This is a genomic window from Micromonospora sp. BQ11 (assembly GCF_052068135.1).
Lineage (GTDB): Bacteria > Actinomycetota > Actinomycetes > Mycobacteriales > Micromonosporaceae > Micromonospora.
Genome location: NZ_JBQHDB010000002.1, coordinates 192,639 through 213,164, shown reverse-complemented (window position 1 = coordinate 213,164; position 20,526 = coordinate 192,639). Strand labels below are relative to the sequence as shown.

18 protein-coding genes are annotated in these 20,526 nt (G+C 73.4%); all 18 read left to right on the top strand.

What is annotated here, in order from left to right; all coding sequences use genetic code 11:
- Positions 1 to 205: 205 nt before the first annotated feature.
- The 18 genes from rsmH (at position 206) to ACTMSW_RS04865 (ending at position 20,320) form a co-directional block, all read left to right on the top strand.
- Positions 206 to 1,321 carry a 16S rRNA (cytosine(1402)-N(4))-methyltransferase RsmH gene (gene rsmH / locus ACTMSW_RS04950; protein WP_441179669.1) on the top strand — a complete coding sequence of 372 codons (1,116 nt, stop codon included), beginning with the start codon at positions 206 to 208 and terminating at the stop codon, positions 1,319 to 1,321.
- Positions 1,311 to 1,913, top strand: coding sequence for a hypothetical protein (locus ACTMSW_RS04945; RefSeq protein WP_441179226.1), 603 nt, complete (start codon positions 1,311 to 1,313; stop codon positions 1,911 to 1,913). Before rsmH ends, ACTMSW_RS04945 begins: the two co-directional genes overlap by 11 nt.
- Before the next feature lie 3 nt (positions 1,914 to 1,916).
- A complete protein-coding gene (locus ACTMSW_RS04940; RefSeq protein WP_441179225.1) occupies positions 1,917 to 4,118 on the top strand; it encodes a peptidoglycan D,D-transpeptidase FtsI family protein in 2,202 nt (733 codons plus the stop codon).
- A gap of 118 nt (positions 4,119 to 4,236) precedes the next feature.
- Positions 4,237 to 5,733, top strand: coding sequence for a UDP-N-acetylmuramoyl-L-alanyl-D-glutamate--2,6-diaminopimelate ligase (locus tag ACTMSW_RS04935; protein WP_441179224.1), 1,497 nt, complete (start codon positions 4,237 to 4,239; stop codon positions 5,731 to 5,733).
- Positions 5,730 to 7,151, top strand: a complete 1,422-nt coding sequence (locus ACTMSW_RS04930) for a UDP-N-acetylmuramoyl-tripeptide--D-alanyl-D-alanine ligase (RefSeq protein WP_441179223.1) — start codon at positions 5,730 to 5,732, stop codon at positions 7,149 to 7,151. Before ACTMSW_RS04935 ends, ACTMSW_RS04930 begins: the two co-directional genes overlap by 4 nt.
- Positions 7,148 to 8,272, top strand: coding sequence for a phospho-N-acetylmuramoyl-pentapeptide-transferase (gene mraY, locus ACTMSW_RS04925; protein WP_441179222.1), 1,125 nt, complete (start codon positions 7,148 to 7,150; stop codon positions 8,270 to 8,272). The genes ACTMSW_RS04930 and mraY overlap by 4 nt, the downstream gene beginning before the upstream one ends.
- A gap of 319 nt (positions 8,273 to 8,591) precedes the next feature.
- Entirely contained in the window at positions 8,592 to 9,998 is a 1,407-nt protein-coding gene (locus ACTMSW_RS04920; protein WP_441179668.1) for an FtsW/RodA/SpoVE family cell cycle protein, read from the top strand.
- Complete coding sequence (gene murG, locus ACTMSW_RS04915; protein ID WP_441179221.1) at positions 9,998 to 11,104, top strand: undecaprenyldiphospho-muramoylpentapeptide beta-N-acetylglucosaminyltransferase; 1,107 nt, start codon at positions 9,998 to 10,000, stop codon at positions 11,102 to 11,104. The genes ACTMSW_RS04920 and murG overlap by 1 nt, the downstream gene beginning before the upstream one ends.
- 56 nt (positions 11,105 to 11,160) lie before the next feature.
- A complete protein-coding gene (gene murC / locus ACTMSW_RS04910) occupies positions 11,161 to 12,705 on the top strand; it encodes a UDP-N-acetylmuramate--L-alanine ligase (RefSeq protein ID WP_441179220.1) in 1,545 nt (514 codons plus the stop codon).
- Positions 12,702 to 13,520 carry a cell division protein FtsQ/DivIB gene (locus tag ACTMSW_RS04905; RefSeq protein WP_441179219.1) on the top strand — a complete coding sequence of 273 codons (819 nt, stop codon included), beginning with the start codon at positions 12,702 to 12,704 and terminating at the stop codon, positions 13,518 to 13,520. Before murC ends, ACTMSW_RS04905 begins: the two co-directional genes overlap by 4 nt.
- A 280-nt stretch (positions 13,521 to 13,800) precedes the next feature.
- Entirely contained in the window at positions 13,801 to 14,913 is a 1,113-nt protein-coding gene (gene ftsZ / locus ACTMSW_RS04900) for a cell division protein FtsZ (protein ID WP_441179218.1), read from the top strand.
- 9 nt (positions 14,914 to 14,922) lie between these two features.
- Positions 14,923 to 15,669 (top strand): YggS family pyridoxal phosphate-dependent enzyme, encoded by a 747-nt coding sequence (locus tag ACTMSW_RS04895; RefSeq protein WP_441179217.1) that lies wholly within the window; start codon positions 14,923 to 14,925, stop codon positions 15,667 to 15,669.
- A gap of 192 nt (positions 15,670 to 15,861) precedes the next feature.
- Entirely contained in the window at positions 15,862 to 16,554 is a 693-nt protein-coding gene (locus tag ACTMSW_RS04890; protein WP_441179216.1) for a cell division protein SepF, read from the top strand.
- Between the two features lie 30 nt (positions 16,555 to 16,584).
- Positions 16,585 to 16,890: a YggT family protein gene (locus ACTMSW_RS04885; protein WP_441179215.1), complete on the top strand. Its 306-nt coding sequence runs from the start codon at positions 16,585 to 16,587 to the stop codon at positions 16,888 to 16,890.
- A gap of 44 nt (positions 16,891 to 16,934) precedes the next feature.
- Complete coding sequence (locus ACTMSW_RS04880) at positions 16,935 to 17,735, top strand: DivIVA domain-containing protein (RefSeq protein ID WP_441179214.1); 801 nt, start codon at positions 16,935 to 16,937, stop codon at positions 17,733 to 17,735.
- 75 nt (positions 17,736 to 17,810) lie between these two features.
- The gene (locus tag ACTMSW_RS04875) at positions 17,811 to 18,458 is read left to right on the top strand and encodes a hypothetical protein (RefSeq protein WP_441179213.1); all 648 of its coding nucleotides are present in this window, start codon (positions 17,811 to 17,813) and stop codon (positions 18,456 to 18,458) included.
- Positions 18,451 to 18,798: a DUF167 domain-containing protein gene (locus tag ACTMSW_RS04870; RefSeq protein WP_441179212.1), complete on the top strand. Its 348-nt coding sequence runs from the start codon at positions 18,451 to 18,453 to the stop codon at positions 18,796 to 18,798. Before ACTMSW_RS04875 ends, ACTMSW_RS04870 begins: the two co-directional genes overlap by 8 nt.
- 22 nt (positions 18,799 to 18,820) lie before the next feature.
- Positions 18,821 to 20,320, top strand: coding sequence for a potassium/proton antiporter (locus ACTMSW_RS04865; protein WP_441179211.1), 1,500 nt, complete (start codon positions 18,821 to 18,823; stop codon positions 20,318 to 20,320).
- The last annotated feature ends 206 nt before the right edge of the window (positions 20,321 to 20,526 follow it).

Genomic DNA, 20,526 nt, shown 5'->3' with positions numbered 1-20,526 from the left:
GACGGCGCCCGACGTACTGCGAGATCTCCAGCCGCTTTCGAGTTCCTGGCACCCCTTCCCCGGTGCCAGGCGCGCGATCCGACCTCCTCCGGCCGTGGCCGGGAGTTCGGGCGGGGAGCGGATGGGGATCTGGCGGTACGACGGTACGGCGTCGTCCGACGACAGGCGCGACAAGGAAACAGGGATTCAACCAGTGGGGGTCGACATGGGGGAGCTGCGCGGCACGCACGTGCCGGTGTTGCTCGAGCGGTGTCTCGAGCTGCTGGCCCCCGCGCTGGACCGGGGCGGACGCACGGTGCACGTCGACGCGACGCTGGGCCTGGGCGGGCACGCCGAGGCGGTGCTGCGGGGGCACCCGGACACCGTTCTCGTCGGGCTCGACCGGGACACCGAGGCCCTGGCGCACGCGCGGGCCCGGCTCGCACCGTTCGCCGATCGGATCCACCTGGAGCACGCCGTCTACGACGAGCTCCCGGAGGTGCTCGACCGGCTGGGCTATCCGCGCATCGACGGCATCCTGTTCGACCTGGGTGTCTCCTCGCTCCAACTCGACGCACCCGACCGCGGGTTCGCGTACGCGCAGGACGCCCCGCTGGACATGCGGATGGACCAGACCCGGGGGGTGACCGCCGAGGAGGTGGTCAACACCTACGCGCACCCGGACCTGGCGCGGGTGCTGCGGGTGTACGGCGAGGAGAAGTTCGCCGGGAAGATCGCCTCGGCGATCATCCGGGAGCGTGAGCGGGGCCGAATCACCTCCTCGGCGCGGCTCGCGGAACTGGTCCGCGAGTCGATTCCGGCACCGGCCCGACGAACCGGGGGACACCCCGCAAAGAGAACGTTTCAGGCTTTACGGATCGAGGTAAACAAGGAGCTGGCAGCGCTGGAGACGGCGCTGCCAGCCGCGCTGGACACACTCACCGTGGGGGGCCGCATGGTGGTCCTGTCCTACCACTCGCTGGAGGACCGGCTCACCAAGGCGGCGCTGGCCGACCGGGTCCGCAGTAAGGGCCCGGTCGACCTCCCGGTCGAGCTGCCCGGGTCCGGCCCGACGTTCCGGCTGCTCAGCCGGGGCGCCGAGCTGCCCGGGGAGGCGGAGGTCGCCGCTAACCCGCGTGCCGCTTCGGTGCGGCTGCGGGCAGCGGAACGGCTTGACCCGGAGGCACGCGAGCAGGGGCGGACCGACCGCGAACGGTACCGCCGACGGGTCAAGGCGATGCACCAACCGGGGACGGTGTCGGGGGGGACTGGTAAAGATCCACACCCGACACCCGGGGACGGGACAGGGACGGACGAAGAGGGGGAGGGACATGACGATTGACAAGCGCGACCGCCGGGACGTGACCGGCGGCGGGCAGCGCACACCGCGGTCGGGGGGCCGGATCGCGGCGGAGCGGGCCACGCGCGTCGGCACGGGTACGCCGCGGGCGGACCGGGCGGACCGGCAGGGGGAGACTCGCGCCCGGGGGGCGCGCGAGTTCCCGACCCAGGGCAGCGCCGCACTGCGGCCGGCCGAGCGGGTCGCCGCCCCGGCGCGGCAGCCGCGGCTGCGGGTCGCACCGCCGGCGCCGGTGTCGGTGCCGCGGGCGCCGTTCGCGGCGCTGATCGTGACGCTCGTGGTCGGTGGGGTGCTCGGCATCCTGCTCGTCAACACGAAGATCAACGAGAACGCCTTCCGGCTGGAGAAGCTCCAGCAGCAGCAGGCCAAGCTCGACCTGGAGCAGCAGCAGCTGAACAAGCAGATCGCGGATCACGAGGCGCCGGGCAACCTGGCCGCGGAGGCGCGCAAGCTGGGCCTGGTCGAGTCGGGCGACCCGGCGTACATCCGCCTGCCGGACGGCAAGACGATCGGTGTGCCGCAGCCCGCCAGCGGGCAGCCGTCGGTCACCAGCCAGCAGGGCGCGGGAGGCTGAGCGGTGCCGCCGAGATCGGACGAGCCGCGCCGGGACCCTACGGGCTCCCGGCGCGGCTCGTCCCGTGCCGGAAGTGACCGGGGTCGGGAACCGCGCTCCGGTGAGCCGGGGGTCGGCGGCATCTCCGACGCGCGCGCGTACACCCCGCGCGGACGGACCATCCGCGAGGGCGGCGGCCGGGACGAGCCGCCGGCCCGCAACGAGCAGCGGCGTACCCCCCGCAGCACCCGCTCCGGCGACCCGTTCCGGCCCGCCCTCCAGGTGCTCGACGGCGGCCGGGCGGCCGCCGGCACCCGGACCGGACGGCGGGACCAGGCGCCGGCCCGTGGCGGCGTGGTCCGTACCGTCCAGGCCCGCACCCCGGGCACCGACGAGCTGTCACCGCCGCGCCGCCGCCCGGCGCCGCGAACCACGCGCCGGCCCGAACGGCCGACCGCGCGGCGTGGATCGCGCAAGCCGCCGAAGCCGCCGCGACTGGCCGACCCGCGCCGCCGGATGCGGCTCGGGACCGTGTTGACCCTGGCGCTGTTCGCCGTCATCGGCATCCGACTCGTCGCGCTCCAGGCCGTGGAGACTCCGGCGTACGCCGACGCGGGCCTGTCGGACCGCCTCCGGACGGTGACCCTGCCGGCGCCGCGCGGCGCCATCTACGACCAGTCCGGCGCCGCCCTGGCGCACAGCGTCGAGGCGCGCTACGTCTACGCCGACCCCACCCAGGTCACGGACGTGTCGTCCACGGCGAGGGCGCTGTCGCCGCTGCTCGGCATCCCCGCCTCGGAGCTGGCCGAGCGGATGAAGCCGCGCAAGCGGCCCGACGGCAAGGCGTCGCAGTTCGAGTACCTCGCCCGGGGTGTCGACGTCGCGCAGGCCCGGAAGGTCATGGCGTTGGAGCTGCCCGGCATCAACACCCACCGCGACGAGCGGCGGGAGGTGCCCGGCGGTGACCTCGCCGCGAACCTGATCGGCTTCACCAGCCCGGACATGGTCGGTCTGGAGGGGCTGGAGGCCCGCTACGACGAGCTGCTGGCCGGCGTGGACGGCGAACGGACGTACGAGGTCGGCCTCGGTGACCTGGCCGCGCCGATCCCCGGCGGCTACAGCGTGACGACGAAGGCCAAGCCGGGCAGCTCCCTGCGACTCACCATCGACCGGGACCTCCAGTACATGGTGCAGGTGATCCTGGGACGGCGGATGGCGCAGGTGCAGGGCAGCACCGGGACGGCGATCGCGATCGACGTGGCCACCGGCGAGGTGCTGGCCCAGGCCAGTCATCCCACCTACAACGCCGCCAAACCGTTCCCGAGCGAGCCGACCGACCGGGAGGACGCGGCCACCAGCTTCGTGGTCGACCCCGGCTCGGTGCACAAGGCGATCACCTTCGGCGCCGCCCTCCAGGAGGGCGTGATCACGAAGGACACCACGCTCCCGGTGCCGAACAGCGTCGTCCGGGGCGGCTACCCGTTCTCCGACAGCCACCCGGCCGACGGCCGGCGGATGAGCCTGCCCGGGATGATGGCGTACTCCTCCAACGTCGGCACCATCGCCATCGCCGACCGGCTCGGCCCCGACCGGCTCATCGACTACCAGAAGCGGTTCGGACTGGGCGAGCCGACCGGGGTCGGGATTCCCGGCGAGGCGAGCGGCCGGCTGCTGCCCGCCGAGGAGTGGAGCGACTCGGCGTACGGGTCGGTGCCGATCGGGCACAGCGTCGACGCCACCCCGCTGCAGATGGCCGCCGCGTACGCCACCATCGCCAACGACGGGCGGTACATCCAGCCGCACCTGGTCAAGGAGGTGATCGGGCCGGACGGGAAGCGGACGAAGCCGGAGCCCCCGAAGACCCGGTCCGTGCTCAGCCCGGACACCGCCGCCGAGCTGCGGACGATCCTGGAGGCGGTCACCACCGTCGACGACGCCACCGGGCTCGCCGCGGCGATCCCCGGCTACCGGGTCGCCGGCAAGACCGGCACGGGCTGGCGGCTGGTCGACGGGCAGAAGCAGCCGGGCGAGGTAGCGTCGTTCATCGGCATGGCCCCGGCGGAGAAGCCCCGGTACGTGATCGCGGTCTTCGCGCACACCCCCGGGGGCGGGGGCGGCGACATCGCCGCGCCCGCGTTCCGGGAGATGATGCAGTTCACGCTGCGTCACTACCGGGTGCCGCCGTCGAGCGCCGCCCCGCCGAAGTTCGAGGTCTTTCCGCGCTGACCGGGGCCGGCGGGACATGATCGGTAGGTGCGGACGAACCACCGGGGCGGCTGTTCGGCGCGAACCGGACGACCGGGTAGGGTCTGACGCCGTGTCCGGCAATCCTCGTCCTCGTACCGTGAGCGGTGTCCGCCTCGGCGACCTCGCCGCCCGGCTCGCCACCGAGCCCCCGGAGAGCGCCGCCGAGCTGGTGGTGACCGGGGTGACCCACGCCAGCCAGGAGGTCCGCCCCGGCGACCTGTACGCGGCCCTCCCGGGCGCCAACCGGCACGGCGCGGAGTTCGCGTCCGGCGCGGCCGCGTCCGGCGCGGTGGCTGCCCTGACCGACCTGGCGGGCGCCTCGGCGGTACGGGCGGCCGGCCTGCCCGCCCTGGTGGTCGACGACCCGCGCGCGGTCCTCGGGACCCTCGCCTCCGCCGTCTACGGCGACCCCACCGGCGACCTCACGGTGATCGGGGTGACCGGCACCGCCGGCAAGACCTCCACCGCCTACCTCGTCGAGTCCGGCCTGCGCGCCGCCGGACACACCACCGGGCTGATCGGCACCGTGGAGACCCGTCTCGGCGACCTCGTGATCGACAGCGTCCGCACCACGCCCGAGGCGACGGACCTGCACGCCATGCTCGCCGCCGCGCGCGAGCGCGGGGTGACCGCGGTGGTCATGGAGGTCTCCAGCCACGCCCTCGCGATGGGGCGGGTCGGCGGCGTCCGCTTCACCGTCGGCGGCTACACCAACTTCGGCTCCGACCACCTCGACTTCCACGCGGACTCCGCCGACTACTTCGCCGCGAAGGCGAAGCTCTTCGACGGGCGCTGCGCGGTGGAGGTGCTCAACCACGACGACCCGGCGCTCGGGCCGCTGCGCAAGCCCGCGACCGTGACCTACTCGGCGGCCGGCGACCCCGCCGCCACCTGGTGGGCCGACGAGGTCGGCGGCGAGGGGTACGCCCAGCGCTTCACCCTGCACGGCCCGGACGGGCTGACCCTGCCGGCCGGCGTCGCGCTGCCCGGCCGGCACAACGTGGCCAACGCCCTGCTCGCCGTCGCCGTCCTGGTGGCCGCCGGAGTCGACCCGAAGACCGCCGTGGCCGGGGTGTCGGCCTGCGGCGGAGTGCCCGGCCGGTTGGAACTCGTCGACGCTCCCGGTCCGGTGCGGGGCGTCGTGGACTACGCGCACAAGACCGACGCCGTGGTGGCGGTGCTGGCGGCGCTGCGCGAGTTCAGCCCGGGCCGGCTGATCTGCGTGATCGGCGCCGGTGGCGACCGGGACCGGGGCAAGCGCCCGCTGATGGGCGCGGCAGCGGCGGAAGGGGCCGACGTGGTGCTGGTGACCGACGACAACCCGCGTACGGAGGACCCGGCGGCGATCCGCGCCGAGGTGCTCGCCGGTGCGTACGGCACCGAGGCACCCGCCCGGATCCTCGAGGTGGACGGCCGGCGGGCGGCGATCGCCGAGGCGGTCCGGCTGGCCGCCCCGGGCGACGTCGTCGCGGTGCTCGGCAAGGGGCACGAGCAGGGCCAGGAGGTCGCCGGGCAGGTGCACCCGTTCGACGACCGCACCGAGCTGGCCGCCGCGCTGCGTGCCCGCTTCGGCGACCCGGAGGGTGCCCGGTGATCCCGCTGAGCCTGGCCGAGGTGGCCACGGCGGTGGACGGGCGGCTGGTCGCCGCCGATCCCGACGCGCGGGTCACCGGGTCGGTCGAGTTCGACTCCCGCCGCGTCGGCCCGGGCGCGCTGTTCGTCGCGTTCGGAGGCGAGAAGGCCGACGGGCACGACTTCGCCGCCACGGCGGTCTCCTCCGGCGCGGTGGCCGTGCTCGGCACCCGGGAGGTGCCCGGCGTACCGATGGTGCTGGTCGACGACGCGCTCGCCGCGATGGGCCGGCTCGCCCGGGCGGTGGTGGACCGGTTGCCCGGCCTGACCGTGATCGGCCTGACCGGCTCGTCCGGCAAGACCACCACCAAGGATTTGATCGCCCAGCTCGCCGCCCGGCTCGGCCCGACCGTCGCGCCGCCCGGGTCGTTCAACAACGAGCTGGGCCACCCGTGGACGGCGTTGCAGGCCGGCCCGGAGACCCGCTACCTGGTCATGGAGAAGGGTGCGCGCGGCGTCGGCCATGTGCGGTACCTCTGCGACGTGGTGCCTCCGCGGATCTCCGTGGTGCTCAACGTCGGGGTGGCGCACATCGGCGAGTTCGGCTCGCGGGAGACCATCGCGCTGGCCAAGGGCGAGCTGGTCGAGGCGCTGCCGTCCGACGGCCTGGCCGTCCTCAACGCCGACGATCCGCTGGTCGCCGCGATGGCCGCCCGGACCCACGCTCGCGTCGTCCGGTACGGCGAGGCGGCCGACGCCGACATCCGCGCCGAGGACGTCACCACCGACGAGCGGGGTCGGTCGTCGTACACGCTGGTGACGCCCGAGGGGACGGCGCCGGTGCGGCTCGGGCTGACCGGTCGGCACCAGGTCTCCAACTCCCTCGCGGCCGCCGCGGTGGCCCGGGAGCTGGGCATGCCGCTCACCGAGCTGGCCGTCGCGCTGGGCGAGATGGGGCTGGTCTCCACCCGCCGGATGGACGTGTTCGAACGCGCCGACGGCGTGACGGTGATCGACGACTCGTACAACGCCAACCCCGCCTCGATGGCGGTCGCGCTCCGGGCGCTGGCCGGCATCGGGCAGGACCGGCGTACCGTCGCGGTGCTCGGCTACATGGCCGAGCTGGGCCCGTACGAACATGAGGGACACGTGGAGGTCGGCCAGCTCGCGGCCGAGCTGGGTGTCGACCGGCTGCTCGTGGTGGGCGAGCCGGCGGCGCCGATCCACGAGGGCGCGACATCGGTAGGTGACTGGGGAGGAGAGTCGGTGCTGCTCACCGATCAGGCGGCGGCCGTCGAGGTGCTGCGGGACGAACTACGGCCGGGCGACGTCGTCCTGGTGAAGGGCTCCCGGTACCGCACCTGGGAGGTGGTCGACGCGTTGCGCGCCGACGCCGCCGCCGGGAACACGGGCGTGGCGGCCGGAGGGAACGTCGCGTGAGGGCGGTCATCGTCGCCGTCGGGGTGGCCTTCCTGGTCTCGCTGCTGTGCACCCCGATCGCGATCAAGGTCTTCACCCGGCTCAAGGCCGGTCAGCCGATCCGGGCCGAGGGCCCGCAGATGCACCAAGGCAAGAAGGGCACGCCGACGATGGGCGGCGTGGTCTTCATCCTGGCCACCGTCATCGCGTACGTCGCCGGCCACCTCGCCCTGACCACCCTGCCGGATGCGCAGATCGCCCAGGTCGAGCCGACCGTCACGGCGCTGGTGCTGCTGGGCCTGATGGTCTTCTCCGGGGCGGTCGGGTTCATCGACGACTTCCTGAAGGTCCGCAAGCGGCACAGCGGGGGCCTGAACGCGCGGGCCAAGCTGCTCGGCCAGATCCTGGTCGGCGCCGTCTTCGGCGTGGTCGCGCTCTACTTCCCGAGCAGCATGACCGACGCCCAGGGGCAGGCGACCAACACCGAGACCGTCGGCAGCACGACGCTGAGCTTCATCCGGGACATCCCGGTGCTGGAGCTGACCAAGGTCGGTGCGGTCATCGTCTTCATCTTCGTGGTGATGGCGGCGACCAACGGCGTCAACCTCACCGACGGCCTCGACGGGCTCGCCACGGGCGCCTCGGTGATGGTGCTCGCCGCGTACGCGCTGATCGCGTTCTGGCAGTACCGGCACTGGTGCGCCGACCCGAACTACACCGAGGCGTACTGCTACACGGTCCGGGATCCGCTGGAGATCGCGTTGATCGCCGGGGCCGCGGCCGGGGCCTGTGTCGGATTCCTCTGGTGGAACACGTCGCCGGCGCGGATCTTCATGGGCGACACCGGCGCGCTGGGCCTGGGCGGTCTGATCGCCGGCATGGCGATGTCCACCCGGACGATCATGCTGCTGCCGATCATCGGCGGGCTCTTCGTGATCATCACGATGTCGGTGGTCATCCAGATCATCTCGTTCAAGACCACCGGCAAGCGGGTGTTCCGGATGTCCCCCCTGCAGCACCACTTCGAGCTCGCCGGCTGGAGCGAGGTCAACATCGTGGTGCGCTTCTGGATCATCGCGGGCATCGGTGTCGCCATCGCGCTGGGCCTCTTCTACAGCGAGTTCCTCGCCAACGTCGGCTGAGCTACCCGCTACGGCGCCGTCGCGACCTCGCGCCGGCGCCGTAGCGCTGCCCGCCGACGTCGCGCGCTGCCCGCCAGCGTCGCGGCGGCGGCGTTAAGCGGGGGCCCTTCCTCTACCGCAGGCGTTAAGCGGGGGCCCTTCCTTTCACCCGCGACACGCCGAGGACGGCGTTGCGGAGGTGGGCGGGGCGGTCAGCGGCCATGATGTCCGGGTGGGGGAGGACAGCGGTACCCAGGTCACGACGAAGACGACGCCCCGGCGGCCACCGGACGAGCCGGGCGGGTCGGCGGCGCTGCGCGGCCTCGACGCCGCCGGCGGCCTGGCGGCCCTGCGGGGGCTGCTGGACCGCCCGCTCGCGTCCTACTACCTGCTGCTCGCCAGTGCCGGCCTGCTGCTGCTCATCGGCCTGACGATGGTCTTCTCGGCGACCAGCGTGCGGGACTACGCCGAGGGCGGCAACGCCACCGCGTCGTTGACCAAGCAGACGATCTTCGCGGTGATCGGCGTCGTGGCCTTCTGGGCCTGTCAGCGGCTGCCCGCGCGGACGTTCCGGGCCGTCTGCTGGCCGGCGCTCGGGGTGTCGGTGGTGCTGCTGCTCCTGCTCAACGCACTCATGGTGTTGCAGTCGCTCGCCGGGGTGGGGCAGGTCGGCCCGTTCTACGCGGACCTGAACTGGCTGCACCTCGGCCCGATCCAGCTGCAACCCTCCGAGCTGGCGAAGTTCGCCCTGGTCCTCTGGGGCGCGGACGTGATCGCCCGCAAGGGGGTCAAGCTCGGTTGGTGGCGGGAGCTGGCCACGCCGCTGTTCCCGGTGGTCGGGCTGCTCTTCGTGCTGGTCGGCTACAACGACCTCGGCACCATGCTCTGCCTGCTCGCGCTCGTCGTCGGCCTGCTCTGGGCGGCCGGCGTGCGGATGCGGGTCTTCGCCACCCTCACCGCGATCGGCCTGCTCGGTATCGGCCTGCTGGTGGCGGTCGCCTCCCTCGGCGCCGGCTCCGGCGAGAAGGGCGCCGAGAACTACCGGCTGGCCCGGCTGACCATGTTCGTCGACCCGCCCCCGCTGGCCGAGTGCGGTGACTCGCAGTGCTACCAGATGGCCCAGGCCCGGTACGCGATCGAGAACGGCGGCTGGTTCGGCACCGGCCTGGGCAAGAGCAGCCTCAAGTGGGGCCGGCTGCCGGCGGCGGAGAACGACTTCATCTTCGCGGTCATCGCGGAGGAACTGGGTCTGGTCGGCTGTGTCGTGGTGGTCGCGCTCTTCGCCGTGCTGGCGTACACCGGGTTGCGCATCGCCAGCCGGGTCGCCGACCCGTTCCGTCGGCTCGCCGCCGCCGCGGCGACGGCCTGGCTGGTGGGCCAGGCGGTGATCAACATCGGCGGGGTGATCGGTCTGCTGCCGCTGACCGGCGTGCCGTTGCCGTTCATCTCCGACGGCGGCAGCGCCCTGGTCGTCACGCTCGCGGCGGTCGGGATGCTCGCCTCCTTCGCCCGCGCCGAACCCGATGCGGCCAGAGCACTGCATGCCCGTCCGCCGGCCCGGTGGGTCCGACTAGTGTGGGCCCCGTTGCCGCCGCTTCCCGGCCGGCGTCGCCGGGTGGCGTCGCCGCCCGCGGCCCGGGCTCCGGTGCCACGGGCACGGGAGCGGCGCGGAGACGACCAGGCCGTGCCGCGCGGCGTCCGGGCAGACCGGATCCGACGCGGCGCGGCGGACGAGAGGAGACGTTGATGGGTCCGCTGCGTTCGGTGGTGCTCGCGGGAGGTGGCACGGGTGGGCACATCTACCCGCTGCTCGCCTTCGCCGACTGCCTGCGCCGGCACGACCCCGGCGTCCGGATCACCTGCCTCGGCACACCTCGGGGGCTGGAGAACGAGCTGATCCCTCCGCAGGGCTACGACCTGCGGCAGATCCCGGCCTACCAGCTGCCCCGCTCGGTCAACCTGAACCTGGTGAAGACCCCGGGCCGGATGTGGACCGCGGCGCGCGCGGCGGGCAAGGTCATCGACGAGGTGCGCGCCGACGTGGTCGTCGGCTTCGGCGGGTACGTCTCGGTGCCCGCGTACCTGGCCGCGTGGCGGCGTGAGCTGCCCACCGTCATCCACGAGGTGAACGTTCCCCCGGGGGTGGCCAACCGGCTCGGGATGCGGTTCACCCGGCACGTCGCGGTCGGCTTCCCGCACCAGCCGGTCCAGTCCGAGGCGCTGCGGGAGGCCCGGGTGGTCGGCGTGCCGCTGCGGCGCGGGATCGCCGGGCTCGACCGGTACGCGACGCGCAACGCCGCCCGCGCCCACTTCGGGCTCCGCCCCGACCTGCCGGTGCTCTTCGTGGCCGGCGGCTCGCAGGGCGCCCGGTCGGTGAACCTGGCGGTGGCCGGCGCGGCCAAGGAACTGGCCCGCAACGGGGTGCAGGTGCTGCACGTGATCGGTGCCCGCAACGAGCCGGTGCCGGTCCCCACCGACCTGCCGGTGCCGTACGTGACGCTGCCGTACCTGTCCCAGATGGAGCTGGGTTACGCCGCGGCGGACCTCATGCTCGGCCGGGGCGGTGCGATGACCTGCGCGGAGGTGGCCGCGATCGGCCTGCCCACGGTCTACGTGCCGTACCCGCACAGCAACCAGGAGCAGAAGCGCAACGCGCTGCCCGTGGTGGAGGCCGGCGGTGGCCTGCTCGTCGACGACGCCGAGCTGACCCCGGACTGGGTGGAGCGGACGATCGTCCCGCTGATCCGCGACCCGCACCGGCTGCATGCCATGAGCACGGCCGCGGCCGCGTACGGTCGCCGCGACGGCGACGAGGCACTGCTCAACTACGTCTACGAGGCGGTGGCCCGATGACCGTGTCGCCCACCCGCCGGGCGGCCCGGCCCGCCGTGACTGGAAGGTCCTGACCCATGAACACCGCGCAGTTCACCCCGGCCGGCACGCTCACCGCCGAGGACCTGGGCACCATCCACCTCATCGGCGTCGGTGGGGTCGGCATGAGCGGCCTGGCCCGGCTCTTCCTCACCCGGGGCATCGCGGTCTCCGGCAGCGAGCTGCGGGAGTGGCCGTCGCTGGCCGGCCTGCGGGCGCTCGGCGGCACGATCCACATGAGCCACGAGACGTCCAACCTCGACGGGGTGGACACCGTGGTCTACTCCTCGGCGATCCCGCAGGACCACCTCGAGATGGTCGAGGCGCGCCGGCGGGGCCTGCGGGTGCTGCACCGCTCGGAGGCGCTCGCCGCGGCGATGACCGGCCGGCGTACGGTCGCGGTCGCCGGGACCCACGGCAAGACCACCACCACCTCGATGGTCACGATGGTGCTCCAGCAGGCCGGAGCGGACCCGTCCTTCGTCATCGGCGGGGAGATCTCCGAGGTCGGCTCGGGCGCGCACCACGGCACCGGCGAGCACTTCGTGGTCGAGGCGGACGAGAGCGACCGCTCGTTCCTCATCTACCGCCCGTACGTCTCGATCATCACCAACGTCGAGGCCGACCACCTCAACACGTACGGCGACCTGGCCACCCTGGAGGCCACGTTCGCCGAGTTCGCGCGACTCACCGACCCCGACGGCTTCATCATCACCTGCGCCGACGACGCGGGCGGCCGGCGGTTGGCCGAGACGTTGCGCGCCGAGGGGCGCCGGGTGCACACGTACGGCGAGGCGGCCGACGCCGACCTCCGGCTCACCGACATCTCCTCCTCGGCACGGGGTGTGCGGTACCTGGCGCAGATCGACGGGCGGTCGCTGGGCGAGTTCCGGCTGCCGGTGCCCGGCCGGCACATGGGGCTCAACAGCGCCTCGGCGGTGCTGGCCACGTACCTGCTCGGCCTTCCGCTGGAGGCGGCGGAGGCGGCCCTCGCGGCGTTCCCCGGCGTGCGGCGGCGCTTCGAGCGCAAGGGTGTCGCGGACGACGTGCTGGTCTACGACGAGTACGCCTACCACCCGACCTCGATGACGCTGGCCCTGCAGACGCTGCGCGAGGTGGCCGGCGACGGTCGGCTGATCGTGGTCTTCCAGCCGTACCGGCTCTACCGCACCCGGGACAACCAGACCGAGATCGCCGAGGCGCTGGCCATCGCCGACGAGGTGGTGTTGCTGGAGGTCTTCGGCCCGGGTGAGCTGCGCGCGCCGGGGGAGGGCTCGGTGGCCTTGATCGAGGCGATCCCGCTGCCCGCCGAGCGCAAGGTCTTCGTCGACTCGTGGGAGGCGGCGCCGGTCGAGGTGACCCGCCGCGCCCGACCGGGCGACGTCGTGGTCACCATGGGCGCGCCCCCCACGTCGCTGATGGGCGACCAGCTGCTCGACGCCCTCTCGGCCCGGTCCGCCGACCCGTCGGCACCGGCCGGCACGCTGCCCGGCGGCGACGCCGGCGGGGCGACCACGATCGGTGGGACCGTGCCCGGTGTCAGTGGCGCCGTCGGGAACGGCGCGACGCCCGCCGTCGGATGAGCCCGGGGCCCGCGCGGGGGCGTACCACCGGCGGCGACGGCGGCTCCGGCCGGCGCGGTCCGGTCCGCCGGTGGCAGCTGGTCCGCGCCGGTAGCGACGCGGTGCCCGCCTCGACCCGCCGCTTCATGGCCCGTGCCCGGCAGCGGCGGGTGCGGGCGGCGCTGCCCTGGGCGGTCGCCGCCGGCGTCGTGGCGCTGGTCGGGCTGATCGCCTGGACGGTGCTCGGCACCGGGCTGTTCGGGGTGCGGGAGGTCCGGGTCGACGGCGGCGAGCTGGTCACGCCGGTGCAGGTCCGCAACGCCGCGGCCGTCCCCGACGGCGCGCCGCTGGCCCGGGTGGACCTGGAGGCCGCGGCGCGGCGGATCGGCCGTCTGCCCGCCGTGGAGCGGGCCACGGTCACCCGGGACTGGCCCGACGCCCTGGTCGTGACCGTGACCGAGCGGACGGCGGCGGCGGCCGTTCCGCACGACGGTCGGTTCGAGGTGATCGACGTCACCGGGGTGGTCTTCCGGAGCCTGCCGGAGCAGCCGACCGGCCTGCCGCTGGTCCGTGTCGCCGAGCCGGGGCCGGCCGACCCGGGCACCCGGGCCGCGCTGGAGGTGCTCGCCGCGCTCACGCCGCGGCTGCGTGCCGAGCTGGCGGACGTGACGGTGGAGGGCCTGGCGCGGATCACGCTGCGGCTGCGCGGCGGTCGCGAGGTCGTGTGGGGCGACGCCACCCAGGGTGAGGACAAGGCGCGGGTGGCGACGGCGCTGCTGGACCGGGACGCCGACCGGATCGACGTCAGCGTGCCGGACGTGGTGACCTTCCGGTGACGTCGTACGGGCCGCGCGGATCCCGCGTCGGTGGCCCGATCCGCGCGGCGTGGACGTGAGCCGTCCCGCTCCGGCGGCGACACGCCGGGGGCGATCCTTGGCTCATCGGGCGGCGGCGCTTACGTTGCCCAAGAGGATCAGTGGTTGACATAACTGTAAGCCTCTAGTAGAGGGTGAGGGTTCGTCCTTCGGCCTCGCGGGTGACCATCGATGTCGACCACTGTCCTGGCCAAGCCGTGTGGGGTCGGCCCATGCCAATCTCGAAGGGAAAGGACCGGAGATGACACCTCCGCACAACTACCTGGCGGTCATCAAGGTCGTCGGCATCGGGGGCGGCGGGGTCAACGCCGTCAACCGGATGATCGAGGTTGGGCTCAAGGGCGTCGAGTTCATCGCGATCAACACCGACGCCCAGGCGCTGCTGATGAGCGACGCCGACGTCAAGCTCGACGTGGGCCGCGAACTGACCCGCGGCCTGGGCGCGGGCGCCAACCCGGACGTCGGCAAGAACGCCGCCGAGGACCACCGCGACGAGATCGAGGAGGTGCTCAAGGGCGCCGACATGGTCTTCGTGACCTGTGGCGAGGGTGGCGGCACCGGCACCGGCGGCGCGCCCGTGGTGGCCAACATCGCCCGGAAGCTGGGCGCGCTCACCATCGGCGTGGTGACCCGGCCGTTCTCCTTCGAGGGCAAGCGGCGGCAGGTCCAGGCCGAGTCCGGGATAGACGAGCTGCGCAACCAGTGCGACACGCTCATCGTCATCCCCAACGACCGGCTGCTCGCGCTGGGCGACCGCAACATCTCCATGATGGACGCGTTCCGCACCGCCGACCAGGTCCTGCTCTCCGGTGTCCAGGGCATCACCGACCTGATCACCACGCCGGGTCTGATCAACCTGGACTTCGCCGACGTCAAGAGCGTCATGAGCGGAGCCGGCAGCGCGTTGATGGGCATCGGCAGCGCCCGCGGCGAGAACCGCGCGGTCGAGGCGGCGGAGGCGGCCATCTCCAGTCCGCTGCTGGAGCAGAGCATGGACGGCGCGCGGGGCGTGCTGCTCTCCATCGCCGGCGGCTCCGACCTCGGCCTCTTCGAGATCAACGACGCGGCCCAGCTGGTCACCGACGCGGCGCACCCGGATGCCAACATCATCTTCGGCGCGGTCATCGACGACGCCCTCGGCGACGAGGTGCGGGTCACCGTGATCGCGGCGGGCTTCGACGGCGGCACGCCGTCGTACAAGGCGTCCGAGCCGCGCAAGTCCAACCAGAACCAGCCGACGCCGCCGAGCACCCCGGTCACGCCGCCGACGACCGTGCCGGCGCCGCAGCAGTCGCCCCGCCGGGTGCTGTTCGACGACGTGGACGTGCCCGACTTCCTCAAGAACGGCTCCTGAGCAGCGGCGATGACCGACAGTCCAGCATCGGTACGCCCCGACCGGCGCGCCGAGATAGCGGCCGGTCTCGCCCACGTACGGTCCCGGATCGCCGACGCCTGTCAGGCGGCCGGCCGGGACCGCACCGGGGTCACCCTGATCGCGGTGACGAAGACCTACCCGGCCGGCGACGTGGTCGCGTTGGCCGATCTCGGGGTCACCGACGTGGGCGAGAACCGTGACCAGGAGGCGGCGCCGAAGGCGGCCGAGGTGGCGGCGGCGGGAGTCGAGGCGCGCTGGCACTTCATCGGCCAGCTCCAGCGCAACAAGGCGAAGTCCGTGGTCCGCTACGCCGACGTGGTCCACTCCGTCGACAGCGTACGGCTGGCCCGGGCTCTGGATGCCGCCTCGGCCTCCGCCCGGGACCGGCCGTTGGACGTGCTGGTCCAGGTGAGCATCGACGGCGACGTGGCCCGGGGCGGGGCGGTGCCGGACGCGGCCGACCAGGACACCGGCCTGGCCGCGGTGGCCGAGCGGGTGGCGGGTGCGGACGGGCTGCGCCTGGTCGGCCTGATGGCGGTGGCCCCGCTGGGCTGGGAGGCCGAGCGGGCCTTCGCCCGGCTGGCGGAGGTGGCGGAGTCGTTCCGTGCCGCCCATCCACATGCGACCGCGCTCTCGGCCGGAATGAGCGGGGACCTGGAAATCGCGATCCGGTACGGCGCGACACATGTCCGCGTCGGTAGCGCGTTGCTCGGAATGCGTCCCACGCTGCGGTAGCCTGAGCCGGAGAAACGAATTACATCGGTGTTGTTTGGTGGGGACGGCAACCCGTCGGCGGGGGTCGTGGCATGCGACGCGAATCGCGTGCCAGGGGATTGTCGGGCCGGTCCGGTGGGCAGAGATGATCCACTCGCGACAGGCGAGACGGCACGGGGGCGCGTGCCGTACGGCGGAGGAGAAGGGCGCGGGATGGGTGCACTGCGCAAGGCGGGGGTCTGGCTCGGTCTGGTCGAAGAGGACGACGAGCGCGGCTACGACGACGGTGGCTACGACAAGGGCGGCTACCGCGAGTCCCGGTACCGGTCGAGCCGGTACTCGGAGGAGTTCGCCGACGACGAGGAGGACGACTCCGAGGAGCCGCCGGCGCCGCGTCCCCGGTTGGGGGACCGTGGCCGGCTGTCCGAGCGTGCCGCGGGCCGGGGGGCCGACGGCGAGCGGGTGGAGTCGGAGCGGTCGGAGCGCGTCGACCGGTCCAGCGTCCGGTCCATCACCCGGTCCGGGGAAGCTTCCGGGGCGCTGACCTACCACACCCGGGACAACCTCGCCCTGGCGCCGCAGACGGCGCCGCGCGAGCGGGCCGTGGCGGTCGAGCAGGAAGAGCAGCGGTACCAGATCACCACCCTGCACCCGACCACCTACCGGGAGGCGCGCACCATCGGTGAGCACTTCCGCGACGGCGTTCCGGTGATCATCAACCTGACCGAGATGGACGAGGCGGACGCGCGTCGCCTGGTCGACTTCGCCGCCGGGTTGGCGTTCGGGCTGCGCGGTACGATCGAGCGCGTGACCAATCGGGTGTTCCTGCTCTCACCGGCCAACGTCCAGGTCACCGCTGAGGACAAGGCCAAGATCGCTGAGGGCGGCTTTTTCAGTCTGAGTTGATCCCGCCCGATCCGAGGGACGTCACCTGCCGTGTTGTCGATCGTGCTCCAGGTTCTCTACCTGATCCTGTTTGTCTTCCTTATCCTTCTTCTGTCCCGATTCGTGTTGAGTGCCGTCCTTCAGTACGGCCGACGGTGGCAGCCGGGCCGCGGAGCATCGGCGGGACTCGAATCCGTGTGGAGCGTCACTGATCCCCCACTCCACGCGTTGAGGCGTGTGATCCCTCCGCTGCGAATTGGTACCGTGAGCATCGACCTGGCCTCCCTTGTGCTCCTGGTTATCCTGTTCGTGCTGATGGAGTTCGTGTTAGAGCCGTCGATCATCAGGACCGCCTGATGACCGACGCGCTTTCGCGGCCGCAACTGACCCGAGGAGTTTCGATGCCGCTGACCCCGGCCGACGTCCACAACGTCGCCTTCAAAAAGCCGCCGATCGGCAAGCGGGGGTATGACGAGGAGGAGGTCGACGCCTTCCTGGACGAGGTCGAGCGCGAGCTTGCCCGTCTCATCGAGGAGAACAACGAGCTGCGCGCCCAGGTGGAGCGCGGCGGCCGTGGCGGGGCGCCCGCCGGCCCCGGTGGCGACGCCCGCCTCGCCGCCGAGCTCAACGACGTCAAGGCACAGCTGGACCGGGTGCAGCGCGACAAGGCCGCGGCCGAGCAGGCCGCCCGCGCGATGCAGGCCGAGCTGGAGCAGGTCCGTACCACCGGTGGCCCGGCGGCCGCCGGCGACGGTGAGCAGCAGGCGCTGCGGGTGCTGATGATGGCCCAGCGGACCGCCGACGACCACGTGTCGGACGCCCGCCGCGAGGCCGACCAGCTGCTCTCCGAGGCTCGCTCGAAGGCCGAGGAGGTCACCCGCGAGGCGCGCGCCAAGGCCGACGCCCTGGAGCGCGACGCCCGCCAGCGGCACCAGGAGGCCATGGGCGGCCTGGACGCCAAGCGCACCGCGCTGCAGAAGCACATCGAGGAGCTCAAGCAGTTCGAGCGCGAGTACCGGACCCGCCTCAAGGCCTACCTGGAGAGCCAGCTGCGTGACCTCGACGGTCGCGGTCAGGGCCTGGAGGCCGAGATGACCCGGTCCGAGGGTAGTCGTGCCGCCGGCGGCAACGGTCTCGCCGCCGCGGGCCTCGCCGGTTCCTACGGCGGCGGTCGCTCCAGCGCCCTGGAAGCCGGTCGCTGATCCACAGGTCGGCGGCCGCCCGCGCGTGCTGGTCGCCGACCTCGCCTCATCGGTACGACGCGGCGGGGGTGAGCCGTGATAGTCGCCAGTCTCCTGCTCATCCTCCTCGCGGTCCTGCTCCTGGTGGTGGGCCTGGCCGGGGGGTCCAGCCTGCTGCTGATCGTCTCCATCGCGGCCAGTCTGCTGGCCGCCGTCGCACTTGTCGTGGGCGCCCGCCAGGCGGCCGCCGACCGGGCGACGGCCGGCCGCACCCGGCGGCGAACCTCCACCGCGAGCCGGTCCGCCAGGTCCACCTCGCCGGCCGCGGCGACGTCCGCGTACGCGCCGGTGACGGAGCCGTACGGCCCTCCGATGGATCCGGTGATCCCGGTCCAGCACGTTCCTCCGACGGTCGACACCGACGGCACCGGGTGGCGGCAACCGCCCGAGCCGTCGGTGGACGCCGGTCCCTCCGACGCCGACCCGGCGTACGACGACGACCCGGCCGCACAGCAGGTCGACGCGGCCGACCTGGCCCGGCTCGCCCGGCTCACCGCCGAGGTGCGGGTCGTCGACGGCCGTCCCCGCTACCACCTGGGGGACTGCCCGCATCTGGTCGGGCGCGAGCACGAGTCGCTTCCCGTCGCCGAGGCCGTCGACCTGGGCTTCACGCCGTGCGCCCACTGCGCGCCGGCCACCACGCTGCTCGCCGGCCGGATAGCCAGCGGCGGCGCCGGTGCCTGAGCGCCCCCCGGGGCGGACCACCGGGCAGGGCGTTCCGACCGGCGTCGGCCCGCTCACCGTCGCCGTCCGGGTCAAGCCGGGTTCGTCCCGGACCCGGGTCAGCGGGTGCTTCGACGGTCCACACGGTCCGGCCCTGGTGATCGCGGTCAACGCGCCGGCCGTGGACGGCCGCGCCACCGACACGGCCCGCCGGGCGCTGGCCGACGCGCTGGGAGTCCGGCCGCCCCGGGTGTCGCTGCGCACCGGCGCGGCCAGCCGGGACAAGCTCTTCCAGGTGGAGGGCGTCGCGGCGGAGCTGGCCGCCGTGGTCCGCCGGCTGCGGGACGGATCCGCGGGGTGAGGCGCGCCCGGGGTCGGCAACCGTGACGCCCGGGCTGGACATCGCGCTGCTGCTCGGTGCGGGCGTCCTGCTGGTCGCGGTCGGCGCGGTGCGCCTGTCCACCCGTCTCGGCGTGCCGAGCCTCCTGGTCTACCTGGCGCTCGGGGTGGCGATCGGCGAGTCCGGGCTGGGCATCCGCTTCGACGACGTCGACCTGACCCGGACCCTCGGCTTCTGCGCGCTCGTGGTGATCATCGCGGAGGGTGGGCTGACCGCCCGGTGGAGCACCCTGCGCCCGGTGCTCGGCCTGGCCGCCGCGCTGTCCACCGTCGGCGTCGTGGTGAGCATCGTGGTCGTCGGGCTCGCCCTGCACCTGCTGCTCGGGCTGGACTGGCGGCTGGCCCTGCTCTACGGCGCGGTGCTGTCCTCCACCGACGCCGCGGCGGTCTTCGCCACGCTGCGCCGGCTGCGCCTGCCGCCCCGGCTGGTCGCCACCCTGGAGGCGGAGTCGGGGATGAACGACGCCCCGGCGGTGCTCCTGGTGGTGCTGCTGTCCCGACCGGGAGTGGCGCACCCGTGGTGGTACGAGGTGGGGCTGGTCGTGTACGAGCTGGGGGTGGGCGCGCTGGTCGGCGTGGCCGCCGGGGTGGGCGGACGGTGGGCGCTGCGCCGCGCGGCCCTGCCGTCGGCGGGGCTGTACCCGATCGCGGCGGTCGGTCTGACGGTGCTCGCGTACGCGGCGGGGTCGGTGCTGCACGCGTCGGGCTTCCTCGCGGTCTACGTCGCCGGGGTGGTGCTGGGCAACGCCCGTCTGCCGCACCGGCAGGCGATCCTCGGTTTCGCCGACGGGCTGGCCTGGCTGGCCCAGATCGGCCTGTTCGTGCTGCTGGGGCTGTTGGTGGCACCGAGCCGGCTCGGTTCGGCGGTGCTGCCGGCGGTGGTGACCGGGCTGGCGTTGCTGCTGGTCGCCCGTCCGTTGTCGGTGGCCGCGTCGGCGTGGGCGTTCCGGGTGGGCCTGCGCGAGCAGGCGTTCCTGTCCTGGGCGGGGCTACGGGGCGCGGTGCCGATCGTGCTGGCCACGATCCCGTTGTCCGAGCGGGTGCCGGGGGCCGGCCGGCTCTTCGACGTCGTCTTCGTCCTCGTGGTGATCTTCACGCTGCTGCAGGCCGGCACGCTCGCCCGGGCCGCCCGCCGCCTCGGCGTGACCGCACCTGCGGAGGCGACGGAGATCCTGGTGGAGACCGCACCGCTGGAGCGGATGCGCGCCGGCCTGCTCCAACTGGAGGTACCGCCCGGGTCCCGGCTCGCCGGTGTGCACGTCGACGAGTTGCGGCTGCCTCTGGGGGCGTCGGTGACGCTGGTGTTGCGGGACGGGGTGGGCGTCGTGCCCGGCCCGGACTTCCGTTTCAAGACCGGCGACAGCCTGTTGATCGTGGCCACCAACGGGGTGCGCGACGAGGTGGAGCGGCGGTTGCGGGCGGTCAGCCGGCGGGGACGCCTGGCCACCTGGTTTGGCGAGTACGGCGAGGATCGCACTGGTTGATCTGCTAGCGTTCCCTTTGCCCTGATACGGCATAAATCAGGGCCGAACGCCGGGGCGTCGGTGCGGCACGTTGTCGGACGCCTGTACGTTCCGTATCCTTGCCAACCTCCGGAGTGCGCGGTCCTGTCGCCGTGCGCCCGTTTCGTACCTGGGGGCGTCGATTGTGGCGACCCCTGTCCAGGTGCCGCGGACCGCCGCGGTTCCGC